We start from the raw sequence: 15,822 nt of genomic DNA on the forward strand, positions 1-15,822 counted from the left end.
GTCATTTTGCAGGAATTACTTTTCTATTTTTTCATTATTCTAGCAGCTTCTATTTTACAAACAAGTACAGGATTTGGTTTTTCTGTTATGGCAACGCCTTTTTTACTGTTGCTATTTACTCCACAAGAGGCGATGCAAATAAATATAATTCTGTCCCTTGTTATTTCGTTCTCTCTCGTATGGAAGGTGAGACATGATAATGATGTAGCTTTGCTTAAAAAGGTGATGATCGGTAGTGTTGTGGGTGCTCCATTTGGTAGTCTACTCTTTGCCTTAGTCGATGTGACGACATTTAAGCTGCTCATCGCTATCCTTCTTATAGGGCTTACGATTCTGTTGATTAAAAATCTCTCTATTCAACAAACAGGGAGTAGAGATTATGGCGTTGGTTTTATATCAGGTATGTTCACAACCAGTATTGGGATGGCTGGACCACCACTGTTACTCTATTTTGCGAGCACACATAGAGATAAAGAAACCATTAGAGCTGTTTCACTAGCCTATTATATTTTTATCTATCTTATTAGCCTACTTTCTCAAGTTATTTTTGAGGGCACAAGTAAAATGGTTTGGGTATATAGTATGTACGCCTTGCCAATTGTTTTCTTAGGGCTTATTTTTGGACAAATGCTATTTACTCGATTAAATCAAAAGTTGTTTAGAACATTAATTTATATTCTACTAGTAGCAGCAGGATTAATTTTGTTGATCCAAAGTTTATGGACAATGCTATAAACAACAAAAGAAGTATGGGGGATGATACATCCTCCATACTTCTTATTTGTTAACCCATAATATTGTAGCCAGCGTCGATGTAGATTGTTTCACCAGTGACACCACGGGATAGGTGAGATAGCATGACAATCGTCATATCTGCTACTTCGTCTTGTTGAACATTCCGTTTTAAAGGAGCTGTTTCTTCGATTTTGTGTAAAATTGTGTTAAAGGAAGGGACACCTTTTGCAGCTAGTGTACGAATAGCACCAGCTGAAATAGCATTGACGCGAATATTATCTTGGCCGATATCAGCAGCAAGATAGCGCATAGAAGCCTCTAAAGCAGCTTTTGCTACGCCCATCACATTGTAGCCATCAAGTACTCGTTCTGCACCTAAGTAACTCATCGTAACGATAGAGCCACCCTCTGTCATGTAAGGATGAGCTGCTTTTGCTGTCGAAATAAGTGAATAGGCGCTTGTATCTTGTGCAAATGCATAGCCCTCTCGAGTTGTTTCAAGGAAGCGGTTGTGTAAATCTTCTGCATGTGCAAAAGCCACTGAATGGACAATTCCATGAATAACGCCAACCTTTGAGCCGATTTCATCAAAAGCTGCTTTTGTGCTGTCATCACTATTCACATCACATTGAACAACAAGAGAATCAGATTGTCCGATATTTTCTAATTGTTTTTGTAATTTTTTTAATGAGCGTTCTTGACGATACGTGAAGATGACATTTGCCCCAACGTCAAATAAACGTTTTGCAATGCCCCAAGCAATACTGCGATCATTTGCTACGCCCATGACAACAATGTTCTTATCTTTTAATTGTAATAAATTATCCATCATTATGAAGAACTCCTTTGTGAGATAATATCTGTTATTAGTACCAACTACTAAAATCTTATCATACATAAAATATCGTTGCAATAACAAGATGATAAGAGAAGTAGTTTAGAGAGCAAAAAAAATTCATCTCTTGACAGTAGAGACGAATTGAAAAGTGTGCTATTTTATTGTGTTACATAATGATCATACATATCTACTGCTCGATTAACAGCACTACTGACAGTGATTCTAAAGCAATTCTTTGACCGAACGACCTGTGCCAATATTTTGATTGCTCTTGTTTGATTCTTATGGAATAAAGCATTGTCAGTTTGAAAATCATCGTCTAAAAAGGCAAGATAATAAGGTATTCGATTTTGTGGCTGTAATAAATCAGATTCTGCACTTTTTTCAAGTGTATTGTACACCCATAAATCGATGGCATTTCCTAAGTGAAAGGCAGCAAAATACTGAAAATCATCATTGTCGCATTCTTTTATTTTTTGAATTATTTGAATTTTTTGGAGCTCATCTATTAAGAATGTATTGATGGAATAATAGATAGCCTTAGAAGGGTTGAGAATGAGCTCATCGGTCTGCTGTGATTTTAAGAAAACCCAGTTATTTAACACGTTTGCCCAGGCGTCCACTGTATTCAAACATTTTGCACAAACATCTGGAAATATTGATTGCCACTTTGCTGCAAGATTTTTAAATCTATTCATATGGTCTTGATCAATATAAAATAAACTATGCTCAACTTGTAACTGCTCAAACATTCACATTCCTCCAATAGATTGGTATGTATAGCAATGGACCATATGCCTATTATCTTGATGCAAAAGTTAGCCAATATTTTAATCAATAAGAAGGCATCCCCTGAAGGATGCCATTTAAGATATACATCTACTGAAGACTATTCAAATTTTAATGAGTCACCATCGAATGTTTCATCTGCTACTTTGATAGAGTCTGTTGGACAACCTTCAAAAGCGTCCTGCATATCTTCTAATAGATCTTCTGGAACTTCAGCAGTTCCCATGTTATCATCTAAAATAACGAAGGCAATGCCTTCATCATCATAATCATAAATGTCTGGCGCTGCGGCTCCACATGCGCCACAAGCGATGCATGTATCTTTATCAACTATTGTGTATTTAGCCATTTTATTCTCTCCTTTAATGATGTTCCTACAAAGCTTCATACTCATTTTAAAGATGTTTATCTTACATTTCAACTTAAATACTATTAAATTGGAGGAATTTGCGTCAATGTTTCATCAAATTCTATTGCAAATCTTTCAAAAACTCAATAAAGAGCGGACGATTTCGGCTGCCTATCATGTCCTAAGAGGGAAGCGTTCAGGTCAGACAATTCAAGATATTGGTCTTTTTCAATTGCATCAATATTTTGGCCTATTGCCAAAACTATCTCGTACTACTTTTGATGAGGCTGTCAACTTATTTATGCAGAATAGTTGGTTAAACGTGCAGGAATCTGGTCATTTTTACATGGAAACGCTCGGATTACAACGTGCACAACAAACGCCAACCTTTTTCTTTGATGGTTGGCACTATCGGGGAAATGAGCATGTGTTTTTTGCGAGACTCTCTCTCATTGTACAAAGTTTGTCACATCAAGCCGCAGCCATTCGTACCTTTTCACCGATTAGTAGAGATACAATGATTCAAGCGTGGGTGCGATCATTTTTACAGGAGCATCATTATAAGGAAGGTCATTTACAGCAACAATTATTGACAGAATGTACTCATTTGCTAACTAGTCTCCCTGTGTCAGATGCAAGCAAACAGCTTGTTCTGTATCGTTTAAGTGGTTATCAATTACCAGGATGGACATGGCAACAACTTGCAGATAAACGGAAGGAAACCGTACTAGATAGTCAATTAGCTTTTATTGAAACCCTACATATATTATTAAATGAAGTGCATCAAAAAATCGATGATTATCCATTACTAGGGCACGTGGCAGAAGGATTAAAAGTTAAAATATTGCTAACAGATTCTGCACAACAAACCGCACAATTATATGAACAAGGTTATTCAATGGAGCAAATTGTACAAATGAGAAAACTAAAACAAAGTACAATTGAAGATCATTTTGTAGAATTAGCCATGTATGAACCGAACTTTTCTATTGGCCCATTCGTCTCCTATGATGAAGCCCAAAAAGTGTGGCAGGCATCGAAGCAGTATCAAACAAAAAAATTGAAAATATTACATGAAGCTTTAACCGATATGAGTTATTTTCAATTAAGGCTTGTCCTTGCGAAAGGAGAAGTATAAATGGAACTTGAACAATTATTGCATAAGCATTTTGGTTATTCATCATTTCGACCAGGACAAAAAGAAGTCATTGAGGCCTTACTGCAAGAACAAGATGTTATTGCGTTATTGCCAACAGGAATGGGAAAATCACTCTGCTACCAGCTACCAGCCTATACATTAGAGAAACCTGTACTAATTGTTTCACCATTACTGTCATTAATGCAGGATCAAGTTGAAGAGCTGAAGCGTTTTGGGGAAAAGAGGGTGGTAGCTTTAAATTCCTTTTTATCACTAACAGAGAAACGTTATGTATTACATTATTTAGAGCAATATCGTTTCATTTTTACTTCCCCGGAGATGCTACTCCAGCAACAGGTACAAGAGAAACTGGCGCAGATGAAGCTAGGTTTAATCGTAGTAGATGAAGCACATTGTATCTCCCAATGGGGCTTTGATTTTCGACCAGATTATTTACGAATAGGTGACTGGCTATCGAGAGAAAATCGTCCGCCAATTTTGGCATTATCTGCTACGGCAACAAAGAAGGTTGTTCGAGATATACGGGAAACTTTAACTCTCAAAGCTCCATTCGAGTTTATGTATAATGTTGACCGCCCGAATATTCATCTAGGTCGTGTAGTAGTGGAGGATAAGACTGATAAAGCTAGATGGCTCCTGCACCATGTTACGGAAACGGCAGGACCTGGTATTTTATACGTTTCCTCACGTAAACGTGCGCAACAATATAGCGAAGCCTTATTACAAGCTGGCGTTCGTGTTGCTGCCTATCATGCTGGCTATGGGGCGGAGGACCGTCAATTTATTCAACAGCAATTTATAGCTGGAGAACTTGATTGGATCGTTGCAACAAATGCTTTTGGCATGGGCATTAATAAGCTTGATATACGGCAGGTTATTCATGAATCAATGCCAGCCAATATCGCGAATTATATGCAGGAGATTGGACGAGCAGGGCGGGATGGTCACTCTGCACTTGCTATTTTACTGTATGCTGAAGGTGATGAGGAGCTGGCTAAATTTGTTGTGACAGGTGATTTACCAACTTTACATCATGTTGACCGCTATCAGGAACTGCTATCTCAGCAAATACAGCCAATCCAAATGTTGAAAAATGGGGAGTTAAGTGAGACAGCCTTCCGTGTGTTAGATTATTGGCTACAACGAGAGTCTTCGGAACAAGTGAAGGTCCGATTAAATCATTTAGCACTAGAGAAATACAATGCAGTGAATGAAATGCTTCAAATCATACAGACAAAAGACTGTATTCGTGAACATTTAGTCGGGTATTTTGGGCAAAAATTGCAGAAAAAACCGGAAAACTGTTGTGAAAATTGTGGAATCCATTATGATGTAATCAAGAAAGTACGCTTAAAAGAGAAAAAGAAAGTAGAAATGGCAACGTGGGAAAGTCGATTGCAACAACTATTAATGGGTAATTAGACTAAAACTGACGGTCATTTACTTTTTTCGTAAAATTCGTCATAATAGAGATGATAGAAAGCGTAGTAAGGTTGGGGGAAAGGCGAATGAATAAAGAAGATTATCGCGATAAAATAGAAGAGCATCGTCAATCATTTGAAGATGAGCAAAAAGAACAGCAATCCTTATCTAGAGTTTCCAGAATGAATAAAAACGGTAATAAAAACAAAAAGCCAAAAGATTCGAAACGTAAAACACCATTAATGACGATTCTTTTTGTTATTTTTATCCTGATACCATTAACGATTCTTATCTATTTTTGGAAATTTTATGAACCAGGAAAAACGATTGAACAAGCAGAAAAGGATACAGCTGAACAGGTTGTCGAATTAGATCCTTCAGAAGCATCTGCGTCAGATAAAGATAAGGATAAAGAAGATAAGGGTCAAGACGCTCAGGGGGATAAGAAGGCTCAGGAGCAGTCTCAAAAAGATGCTGAAAAATTAGCAGCTGAGCAAAAAGCTGCTGAAGAAGCGAAAAAGGCTCAAGAGGCGAAAAAGGCAGAGGAAGCAAAAAAAGCCGAAGAAGCTCGAAAAGCTGAAGAAGCAAGAATAGCTCAACAACAAGCAGAGGCAGCAAGAAAAGCAGAAGAGGCTAGAAAAGCGGAAGAAGCAAAACAAAATGCTAAAGCAACGACACATACTGTAAAAGCAAATGAGAACTTATACCGAATTGCATTAAATCACTATGGCGATGGCAGTGAAGCGACTTTAGCTAAAATTCGTGCTGCTAATGGGATGTCCTCTAATACTGTAATGGTTGGGCAAGTCATTAAGCTACCTTAATAGAATTTTTTTATCGTTATATAGTTTTTCTAGTATAAAATTACAGACAAACGTTCACACCAAAACGTACGTCTGATTTAGCAAAAAGGCGATTCTTCTTAAAAAACGAATCGCCTTTTTGCTGTCGTAAGGAGAAGTGAGAAAATGCTATATTTAGGGCTATTTCTTTTGGTAGTCATCGCCCTTCTACTTTATATGTGGAAGGTGGCACATGAAAATAATGTATTGTCTCACCAGCTTTCATTACAGGGTGAACAGGAGAAGGTACGATTATTTTTTATTTCAGATGTTCATTTACGTAAAATAAGTAAGAAAATGATTGCACAGTTACAGGGACATCATTTTGATGCAGTAATTATTGGCGGTGATTTTGCGGATAGCCGTACACCGATTGAACGTATTCATGAAAATTTAACATTATTAACGTCCCTTGGACCAACCTATTTTATTTGGGGCAATAATGACAGAGAAATTGGGGAAGAAAGACTGAAGGACATTTTACAGGCATACCATGTTCAAATCATTGTCAATGATGCCGTTCAACTTCCGCTTAAAAATCGCTTTTGGTTAAGTGCTATTGAGGATACAACCGTAAAAGAATATAGTTTTGAAAAAGCTTTTGCAAAGATAGGAGATCAGGATTTAGTTGTTTTCATCGCCCATAATCCAGGGGTTTTTGCGAAAGTTCGTACAAAGTTCCGTGCGGATTTAATGATGGGGGGACATTTACACGGAGGGCAAATCCGATTCGGCCCATATGGTGTCCATCCAAATGGTTCCTATCGTCGACGTGATGGTGTTATGACTTTAGTAAGCAATGGCTATGGGACGACATTAGTGCCTTTTCGATTTGGTGCAAAGCCCCAATGTCATATAATTGACATTGATATTTCGAGTAAATAAACAACCAAAACGTGTGAGAAGGCGTATAATAAAAAGGTATCGTCTATTCTATGATAATGTGAAAGCATGGAGCAGCAATTTTTGCTGTTCAAATTCGATTGGAGTGTCAAGAAATGCAGCAAGCAGATGCAATTATTGTTGGAGGAGGCCCATGTGGCTTAGCAGCAGCAATAGCTTTGCAAAATATTGGTTTACAACCTATCGTGATTGAAAAAGGAAATATCGTCAATGCCATCTATCATTACCCTACACATCAAACATTTTTTAGTACGAGTGAACGGTTAGCCATTGGTGATGTACCATTTATTATTGAAGGACGTAAGCCGAAACGCAATCAAGCCCTTGTCTATTATCGAGAGGTCGTCCGTTTAAAGAATATACAAGTTAATCGCTTCGAAAAAGTACAAAGTGTTGTAAAAAATAATGATTTATTCACTGTTACATCTGATAAGGATACGTATATAACGCCCTATGTTGTCATTGCAACAGGATATTATGATCATCCAAATTATTTAAATATCCAAGGTGAACAGTTACCTAAAGTATTCCATTACTTTAAAGAGGGCCATGAATTTTTTGATACGGATGTTCTAGTTATAGGTGGCAAAAATTCAGCGATAGATGCCGCATTAGAATTAAATAAAGCCGGCGCTCGTGTAACCGTAGCCTATCGTGGCAGCGAATACTCTCCAAGCATCAAGCCATGGGTATTGCCAGAATTTGAAGGGGTAGTCAAAACTGGAGAAGTTGACATGCTTTTTAATACAAATGTATTGGAAATACGAGAGCACGAAGTTGTGTTAGAAGTAGAGGGCCAAGAGAAAATAGTAAAAAATGATTTCGTTTTTGCTATGACTGGCTATCATCCTGATCACTCCTTTATTAAAGCGATGGGAGTGGACATAGAGGAAGAAACGGGTCGTCCTTATGTTACGCCTGAAACGATGGAAACCAATGTTGAAGGACTATTCATTGCAGGTGTTATTGCAGCAGGAAATAATGCCAATGAAATTTTTATTGAAAATGGTCGTTTCCATGGCGAATGTATCGCTCGAATTATTGAGCAGAGAAAAAAATAATGATCGAGGCTGTATAGGCATGTAGCTTATACAGCCTTTTTAGCAAGGAGGCAACTCAATGATTGGCTTGTATTGGCTCTTAAGTTATTTAATAGGAAACATCTTGACGGCTTATTTCGTTGGTAAGATATACGGTGTCAATTTGCAGGAAGAGCGTAGTAAAAATTTAGGCGCACGTAATGCGGGAAGTGTGATTGGGAAAACGGCGTTTATTTTGACTCTTCTTGGCGATTCATTAAAAGGTGTACTTGTTGTTGGATTAGGACGCATGTGGCAATTGGATGAATGGGTCGTGATTGGCGGAGCTGCGTGGGTGATAATAGGGCATCTATTTCCGATGTGGCTGAAATTGAATGGAGGGAAAGGTGTAGCTACGTTTATTGGTGTGGGTCTCGCCTTATCGCCAAGTCTTTTTTTATGGATGATCCTTGGTACTGCACTTATATCTGCATTTACTAGAAGTCTGACACTTGGCATGGTTGGGGGCTTTGTTTTCTATATAGCCGCAATTATACAAGCGGGGGAAGTAGAGTCATATGGACTTTTAATCATGGCAATCGTGTTTATGCTTATAAAGCATATGTCTAATATTCAGGAATCATTGAAAAGAGGGAAGTGAAGGAAATGTATTGGTGTAAAATTGCCAAGACAGATGAAGAATTTGAGGCGATTGCTCGATTGAATTATGAAACATTTGTAGAAGAAATTCCTCAGCATGATGCGAATGCATCGCGAAAAAAAGTTGACCGATTTCATCAGGAGAATACCTATGTCGTTGTTTATAAGCAAACAGAATTAATTGGCATGGTGGCGTTTAGAGATCAACGACCATTTTCTATTGATGAAAAGATTGGTAAGGTCGAACAGTATTTATCGAAGGAAAATTGTGAGAAGCTTTGTGAAATTCGTTTGCTTTCTGTGAAGAAAGGTTATCGAACGGGTCGAGTTCTATTAAAGCTTACTCAAGCCTTAACTACATTTGCCTACGAAAAAGGCTATTCTGCGGCAGTGATTTCAGGTACAACGAGAGAGGAAAAACTATATAAGCAGATGGGTTTTCAGCAGTTTGCGCCAGCTGTCGGGGAAGAGGGTGCGATGTTTTTACCGATGGTGCTCACTAGACATGAATTTGAGCAATCTTTACAACATAGACTAACGACGGAAACCTCTACATTTTATCCTGGACCAGTGAAGCAATTAGAGACAATCGCTCATTCAGATTTATCACATCGTTCACTACCTTTTAATGCGCTTTATGAACGAGTACAGAAGAAGTTGCTACATCTATCGAATGCCAATCATGTTGGTGTAATCGTAGGGACAGGAACGCTAGCAAATGAAGTGATGCTTGCGCAACTAAAGGCACAGCAATTAGGAAAAGGGCTTATTCTAACAAATGGAGAATTTGGTGAGCGTTTACGGAAGCAAGCCGCTCGTTGGTCATTACATTTTGAGGTCGTAGAAAAAGAGTGGGGAACGGTATTTGATGACAAAGAACTGGCTTCACAGCTTGAGACGGGGTCTTATCAGTGGATGTTGGCCGTACATGGTGAGACTTCCACGGGAACTTGTAATAACTTAGACATTCTTAAAAAGCTTGCTAAACAATACAATGTAAAGTTATGTATAGATTGTATTAGTTCGTTCGGTGCCATGCCGTTTTCTTTACAGGACTGCTATTTAGCTACGGCTGTGAGTGGTAAGGCCATTGGTGCATTAAGTGGGCTAGCATTTGTATTTTCGCAATCACTGGTACCCTCATCTGCTACTCTACCCGCTTATCTTGATTTAGCAAATTATCAGCAAGGTGCCATACCATTTACATTACCTGCTGTATTACTGAGCAATGTGGAGACGGCATTGCAAGCCTATCCAGCACGTTATGAGCAGCTACAGCAACGCTTTCAATCACTGCTGCAGCTACCAATCATGCAATTTCAATATCCAACAATTCAATATCCGATGCTGATAACGGTTCAATTGCCTCATACTTATGCTAACGTACTTATTGATTTAGCATTAAACGGACTATTCGTTCATGGTGAAAGCCAGTATTTACGCCAAAAGAATTTCATTCAATTTTCTGTGATACAACCAGATTTTGATGAAGCTTTTCCTCGGCTTAGTGAGATACTGAGCTATTATGAACAGGTGATCGAGGTATGAGGAAAGCTACTTTCACGTTACAGGAAAAAGTCCTTTAAATTTAAAGGCGAGCCAGTTGTGTTAAGGCCTATTAATAATTTTAAGCGTGCCTTTTGGCCATTAATACCTGTGGCAAATATGGCGCCTAAGTCTTCTAACATTTTACCACCACCCACATAGCCATAAACACCTTCTGCGATACCATTAAAGCAGCGGGAAACAAGTACAACTGGAATGTCTCGCTGTATAAGGCTTTCAATTCCCTTTACAACAGATGGTGGGACATTCCCTTGACCTAGTCCTTCTAGCACAACACCATCATATTTGCATGCAAGCACGACATCCAATAAATCTTCTTCCATACCAGCATACACTTTTAGCATTGCGACACGCTTGGATAAATTGTTAACATCTACATATTGTCGACGAATTGGTGCGTGATGGAATAAGATTCGAGATTTTGTAATAAGTCCAATCGGTCCATATTGTGGAGATTGGAAAGTATTTACTGAACTTGTGCTTGTTTTTGTTGTATTTACAGCAAGATGAACCTCATCATTCATCACAACAAGCACACCTTTATCACGTGCTTCTTCATCAACAGCTACTCGGACTGCCTCCACTAAATTATAAATCCCATCTGCTCCAAGTTCGTTAGAGGAACGCATAGCTCCTGTTAGCACAATAGGAATGGCTAAGTTCGTTGTTAGCTCTAAGAAATAGGCGGTTTCTTCCAATGTATCCGTACCGTGTGTGATGACCACACCGTCTATTGGCTGTGCGTCAATTTGTTCCAAAATCAAGTTACGCAGTAAAAGCATCTCTTTCGGTGTGATATGTGGAGAAGGAAGGTTAAAAGCTTCTATTTCGATAATGCTTGCTAGGGAAGCTAGTTTATTACTTTCCTTCATTAGAGGATTTTCCTTATTTGGCATGACCGCTCCTTCAGCACTCATCGCCATGGAGATTGTGCCGCCAGTATGAATTAATAAAATTGATTTTTTCATAAAAAATAAATCTCCTTTTAAAAAGTTTTTTTGTCATTACATGGTATAATAATAGCAGTCTATTGTTGAAAGGAGCCGGCATCATGATCATTTTATTATCTGCTGCCATTGCTCCCGGTCTAGCGCTTTTTAGTTATTTCTATTTGCGCAATCAGATGGCTACGGAGCCAAGAAGAACTTTACTACAAACGTTTTTATACGGCGCATTTTTAACGTTCCCAATCATGTTTTTACAGTATGTATTAACAGAGGAAGGGGTTTTTCGATATCTTTATCTTCAAGACGTACTATTTTCAAGTGTCATTGAAGAGTTTTTTAAATGGTTTGTCCTATTAATTGCCATCTATAATCATATAGAATTTGATGACCCTTACGATGGGATATTGTATGGGGCAAGCATTTCACTTGGGTTTGCTACGATTGAAAATGTTCTTTATTTACTCTCATTTGGCTTGGACACGGCATTTATGCGGGCCTTACTACCCGTATCAAGTCATGCTTTGTTCGGTGTCGTAATGGGCTATTATTATGGACGGGCTAAGTTTTCGAAACTTGTGAAGACAAAAGAAATGATTGCTATGGCACTATGTGCGCCAGTCGTACTTCACATTCTATACAATACAATATTATCATTCAAAGGTCACTGGGTTTATTTAATGATTCCTTTTATGTTGTTTTTATGGTGGTTTGGCTTGCGCAAGGTGAAGCTCGCACATTATCATCTGGTGCAACATCTGCATATGCAAAAGAAAATATAAAGCGTAGAAATCGTCAAAGATTTCTACGCTTTATTTCTTTTTTTCTATGTATAAATTCGTCCTTTTGTTTCAAGCTATAAAAAAAAGGAGTGATAAAAGTGCGTTTAATAAGCATACTTTTTGCTTTGATATTAGGAATTAGTATAATTGCGATTCCTCAAAATGATGCGAATGCATTTAGCGATCAGCAAATTACTCGAGGTGCCTATGGAGATGATGTCATTGAATTGCAAGCAAGGCTACAATACTTAGGTTTTTATAAGAGTAAAATTGATGGCAAATTTGGCTACAACACATACTGGGCTTTACGTAATTTCCAAGAAAATTATGGGTTACCAGTAGACGGGATTGCAGGCGCTAAGACAAAGAAAGCGTTAGCAGGCTTTTCAGATTATGATGAAAAATGGGTGAAAGCTCAATTAAATGCAGGAAATCAATTTACTTATTATGGTGGTAAGCCACTTGATCAACAAGTGAAAAAGAATACTAGTGGTGGCAATGTCAATAGCAATAGCAGTGGAAGTAGCAATAATAATGGAACACAGACACAAGTTCCTCCTAAATATACGGAACGTGATTTACAGCTAATGGCGAATGCAGTATATGGAGAGGCAAGGGGAGAACCTTATGAAGGACAAGTAGCAGTTGCTGCAGTTATTTTGAATCGTTTGGAAAGCCCAGATTTCCCAAATACGATTTCAGGTATCATTTTCCAACCGTTAGCATTTACGGCCGTTGCAGATGGACAAATTTGGCTTGAGCCAAATGAACGAGCAAAAGAGGCAGTTATTGATGCAATGAACGGCTGGGACCCTTCTGAAAATGCATTGTATTATTTCAATCCAAAAACAGCAACGAGCAAATGGATTTGGTCACGTCCACAAATCAAACAAATTGGAGAGCATATTTTCTGTTCATAGAAAGGAGGAAACTAGATGAAAACTTGGCTCGTGGTCTTAACGATTGCCGTTATTGGGTTAGGGGCATACAGCATTGATTTACATGGAGATAAAGAAGATTTACAACGTACCGTGCTAGCACAATATACAGATAAGTTAACGGATGCATCTGAAAAACTTTCCCATCTTCAACGCTCAGTATCACAATCCCTGTTGTTTCAAGATGAGCAGGCGATTCACAATGAACTAGATTCGGTTTGGCGTTTAAGCTCAGAAGTTCGTTCTTCAATTGCGAATATTCCAATAGGACAAGAACTATCAAGTGAATGGATGAACTATCTAGGGCGACTTGGCGATGAAGCAAAAAGGACAGCGAAAACAGGGGATTATGAAGCTTGGCGTGAAAAAATGCCCCAGGTTTCAACGAATTTACAATCTCTTTCCGATGAATGGACAGCTGCTACCGTCGATTTCTATAAGCATGATGGGAAAATGGATGTTTGGCTACAGCAAGTAGATAATAAAAATCCAAATAGCCAATTTGATACTGTAAAAGATACATTAAAGGGCTACGGCGAAAAGGATTTCCCATTAACTTTATCTGAATCTGATTGGCAGAAAAAAATTGAGTTAAAGGCATTACAGGATGCAGTTATTACCGAAAAAGAAGCACTAGAAAAAGTGAAATACTTATTCCCAGTCATTAAAGATGCTACATTTACAGTTACAAAAAGTAGTGATACAGCACCATATCCTTTTTATCATATCCAATTCCACCAAGGGATTCGATTAGGCTATGTTGATTTAACAGAAAAGGGTGGACATTTATTATCCTATTTAGTAGAACGTCCTGTGGATGAAGCCAAGTTATCACAAGAGGAAATCATGAAAAAAGCGCAGGAATATGTGAAGAAATTAGGCATGAAAGATGTAGCCTATGTGGAATCACGAGAAAATCATCAAGCTTGGCATGTGACATTTGCTCGTGTCCATCCTGGAGATAATGCGTTAATCTACGCTGATGGTGTTCAATTGAAAGTGGCGAAAGATACAGGTGAGCTGTTAGGTGCAAATGCAATGGAATATATTCAAGAAGAAAATATTAAAAAGCAAACAGCTAAGCCGATTGATTGGAAAACGTTCTTCCAAGACGATATCCAAGTACAAGAGGTAAAAAATATCTACACAGATAATGGACAATTTGAGCAACGTCTTTGCTATGAGGTCATTGCATTGCGTGATGGTAATACGCAGGAAACATTTAGAATTGTTATTGATGCGGAAAACCATAATGTATTAAAAGTGGAATATCTAACTTAATCAATGATGCTTCCGCTCTGTATCAACTTGACATGAAAATACTACCAATTTTTATAGCCAAAATAAGCTTCTCATGAGATAATTAAACTATATTTTTCGCACGGGGAGATGCTCATGGAAATAAAAATTGGTACACAATTACAACTTGAACCAACTTATACAGAGCGTTTGGAGAAATTCCGCTGTAAAGTTGTAGAGCAAAAAGATAATATTCTATATATTGATTATCCGGTTAATATGGCAACAAAGAAAACGGCATTTTTAATAGATGGCTCAGAATTTAGAGCAACTTTTCGTACCGAGGATAAACAATCCTTTGCCTTTAATACAGAGGTAGTTGGCCGTAAAGCAGGTAATATCCCAATGATTATGTTGCATTGTCCAACACCAGAGGAGTTTATAAAAATTCAGCGACGAGAATACGTTCGTGTGGAGACACAAGTAGACGTTGCTATTCAGTTGAAAGATTATAAGTATCAGCTTGTGACTGTGGATATTAGTGCAGGAGGCCTAGCAGTCATGTTGAAAGGTCAAGTAGCTTTCACTGAGGGTGATGAAGTAAAACTAACTATTGTATTGCCATTTGCCAATGGAGATGTCAAGTATGTCATTACGGAAGCGCTGATCGTACGTATTTTTGAAAAAGAGGATAAACGCATTGCAACAATCCAACTAACAGATACAGATGACGTCGATCAACAGCATATTGTCCGTTTTTGCTTTGAACGTCAATTAGTCAATCGTCGTAAAGAAATGAACCCTTTTAATGTTTAATATCCTTTATGAATATTTTGATGAAGCCCTCTCCTAGTAGAGGGCTTTTTTGAGGTTATATGATACAATAAGAGGTGAAGAAAGTAGGGAAGAATATGAAGAAAAACATTCAAATTGCGATAGACGGGCCTGCTGGTGCTGGCAAAAGTACAATCGCGAAAATTGTTGCTGAAGCACTTGGCTTTACTTACATTGACACAGGGGCAATGTATCGAGCAGTTACGTATAAAGCGATGCAACAAAACATACATTTAGATGATGAAGCAAAATTAGCAGAGATGCTTGAAGTAAGCACAATTGAATTAAAACCATCACCTCAGGGACAGCTTGTTTTTTTAGATGGTCACAATGTGTCAGCGGAAATACGCTCTAATGAGGTCACTTCATCAGTCTCACAAGTAGCTGCCCATGCGAAGGTTCGTGAGCTATTAGTTGCTCAACAGCAAAAACTTGCAGCTAATGGCGGTGTTGTCATGGATGGCCGCGATATTGCTACACATGTCTTAAAGGATGCAGAACTAAAGATTTTCATGTCTGCAACAGTAGAGGAGCGTGCTAGACGACGCTTGATTGATAATCAAAAAAGAGGAATTGAGTCCTCTCTTGAAAAACTTCAGGAAGAAATTGCGCTACGTGATAAAAAGGATAGTGAGCGTGAAGCATCGCCACTGATTCAAGCTGAAGATGCGATTTTTTTAGATACAACAGCATTGTCCATTGATGATGCAGCACAAGCTATTTTAAAATTAGCAGAAGAAAAAATGCTATAAATCCTAAAATTTCAGACATTTTTAGAATTTAAAGGATTTATTTTTGTCTTT

The 15,822-nt window shown here is 38.1% G+C and carries 17 protein-coding genes; 13 read left to right on the top strand and 4 right to left on the bottom strand.

Going from position 1 to position 15,822, the window contains the following annotated elements:
• The first annotated feature begins 6 nt into the window (after positions 1–6).
• Positions 7–735, top strand: coding sequence for a sulfite exporter TauE/SafE family protein (locus MKZ14_RS06770; RefSeq protein ID WP_339280723.1), 729 nt, complete (start codon positions 7–9; stop codon positions 733–735).
• A 49-nt stretch (positions 736–784) separates the two neighbouring features.
• On the opposite strand, the gene MKZ14_RS06775 is transcribed toward MKZ14_RS06770, so the two are convergent.
• From MKZ14_RS06775 to MKZ14_RS06785, 3 genes are all read right to left on the bottom strand, one after another.
• Positions 785–1,567 (bottom strand): SDR family oxidoreductase, encoded by a 783-nt coding sequence (locus MKZ14_RS06775; protein ID WP_016993332.1) that lies wholly within the window; start codon positions 1,565–1,567, stop codon positions 785–787.
• A 164-nt stretch (positions 1,568–1,731) separates the two neighbouring features.
• Positions 1,732–2,325 carry a hypothetical protein gene (locus MKZ14_RS06780; RefSeq protein WP_339280724.1) on the bottom strand — a complete coding sequence of 198 codons (594 nt, stop codon included), beginning with the start codon at positions 2,323–2,325 and terminating at the stop codon, positions 1,732–1,734.
• Between the two features lie 137 nt (positions 2,326–2,462).
• Entirely contained in the window at positions 2,463–2,711 is a 249-nt protein-coding gene (locus MKZ14_RS06785) for a ferredoxin (RefSeq protein ID WP_004232564.1), read from the bottom strand.
• A gap of 106 nt (positions 2,712–2,817) precedes the next feature.
• Between MKZ14_RS06785 and MKZ14_RS06790 the strand changes: the two genes are divergently transcribed.
• From MKZ14_RS06790 to MKZ14_RS06820, 7 genes are all read left to right on the top strand, one after another.
• Positions 2,818–3,849, top strand: coding sequence for a helix-turn-helix domain-containing protein (locus tag MKZ14_RS06790; protein ID WP_312126867.1), 1,032 nt, complete (start codon positions 2,818–2,820; stop codon positions 3,847–3,849).
• On the top strand, positions 3,850–5,292 hold the full coding sequence (locus MKZ14_RS06795) for an ATP-dependent DNA helicase RecQ (protein WP_312126868.1): 1,443 nt from the start codon (positions 3,850–3,852) through the stop codon (positions 5,290–5,292).
• An 86-nt stretch (positions 5,293–5,378) separates the two neighbouring features.
• Positions 5,379–6,116, top strand: coding sequence for a LysM peptidoglycan-binding domain-containing protein (locus MKZ14_RS06800; protein ID WP_036079881.1), 738 nt, complete (start codon positions 5,379–5,381; stop codon positions 6,114–6,116).
• A 144-nt stretch (positions 6,117–6,260) separates the two neighbouring features.
• Positions 6,261–7,019: a metallophosphoesterase gene (locus MKZ14_RS06805; RefSeq protein WP_016993338.1), complete on the top strand. Its 759-nt coding sequence runs from the start codon at positions 6,261–6,263 to the stop codon at positions 7,017–7,019.
• A gap of 113 nt (positions 7,020–7,132) precedes the next feature.
• The gene (locus MKZ14_RS06810; protein ID WP_339280725.1) at positions 7,133–8,098 is read left to right on the top strand and encodes a YpdA family putative bacillithiol disulfide reductase; all 966 of its coding nucleotides are present in this window, start codon (positions 7,133–7,135) and stop codon (positions 8,096–8,098) included.
• Between the two features lie 58 nt (positions 8,099–8,156).
• Positions 8,157–8,717 (top strand): glycerol-3-phosphate acyltransferase, encoded by a 561-nt coding sequence (locus tag MKZ14_RS06815; RefSeq protein ID WP_036079876.1) that lies wholly within the window; start codon positions 8,157–8,159, stop codon positions 8,715–8,717.
• A gap of 5 nt (positions 8,718–8,722) precedes the next feature.
• Positions 8,723–10,264 (top strand): aminotransferase class V-fold PLP-dependent enzyme, encoded by a 1,542-nt coding sequence (locus MKZ14_RS06820; protein ID WP_339280726.1) that lies wholly within the window; start codon positions 8,723–8,725, stop codon positions 10,262–10,264.
• 17 nt (positions 10,265–10,281) lie between these two features.
• On the opposite strand, the gene MKZ14_RS06825 is transcribed toward MKZ14_RS06820, so the two are convergent.
• Complete coding sequence (locus MKZ14_RS06825) at positions 10,282–11,250, bottom strand: asparaginase (protein WP_016993341.1); 969 nt, start codon at positions 11,248–11,250, stop codon at positions 10,282–10,284.
• 83 nt (positions 11,251–11,333) lie between these two features.
• Here MKZ14_RS06825 and prsW point away from each other — a divergent pair, with 83 nt between their 5' ends.
• The 5 genes from prsW (at position 11,334) to cmk (ending at position 15,771) form a co-directional block, all read left to right on the top strand.
• Entirely contained in the window at positions 11,334–12,008 is a 675-nt protein-coding gene (prsW, locus tag MKZ14_RS06830) for a glutamic-type intramembrane protease PrsW (RefSeq protein ID WP_004232588.1), read from the top strand.
• A 98-nt stretch (positions 12,009–12,106) separates the two neighbouring features.
• Positions 12,107–12,928: a spore cortex-lytic enzyme gene (sleB, locus tag MKZ14_RS06835; RefSeq protein WP_339280727.1), complete on the top strand. Its 822-nt coding sequence runs from the start codon at positions 12,107–12,109 to the stop codon at positions 12,926–12,928.
• Between the two features lie 15 nt (positions 12,929–12,943).
• Positions 12,944–14,227, top strand: a complete 1,284-nt coding sequence (locus MKZ14_RS06840; protein WP_048389800.1) for a PepSY1/2 domain-containing protein — start codon at positions 12,944–12,946, stop codon at positions 14,225–14,227.
• 114 nt (positions 14,228–14,341) lie between these two features.
• Positions 14,342–15,001 carry a flagellar brake domain-containing protein gene (locus tag MKZ14_RS06845; RefSeq protein ID WP_054550705.1) on the top strand — a complete coding sequence of 220 codons (660 nt, stop codon included), beginning with the start codon at positions 14,342–14,344 and terminating at the stop codon, positions 14,999–15,001.
• Between the two features lie 95 nt (positions 15,002–15,096).
• Complete coding sequence (cmk, locus tag MKZ14_RS06850; protein ID WP_103117716.1) at positions 15,097–15,771, top strand: (d)CMP kinase; 675 nt, start codon at positions 15,097–15,099, stop codon at positions 15,769–15,771.
• Positions 15,772–15,822 lie beyond the last annotated feature (51 nt).

The organism is Lysinibacillus sp. FSL P2-0066, assembly GCF_037969495.1.
Lineage (GTDB): Bacteria > Bacillota > Bacilli > Bacillales_A > Planococcaceae > Lysinibacillus > Lysinibacillus boronitolerans.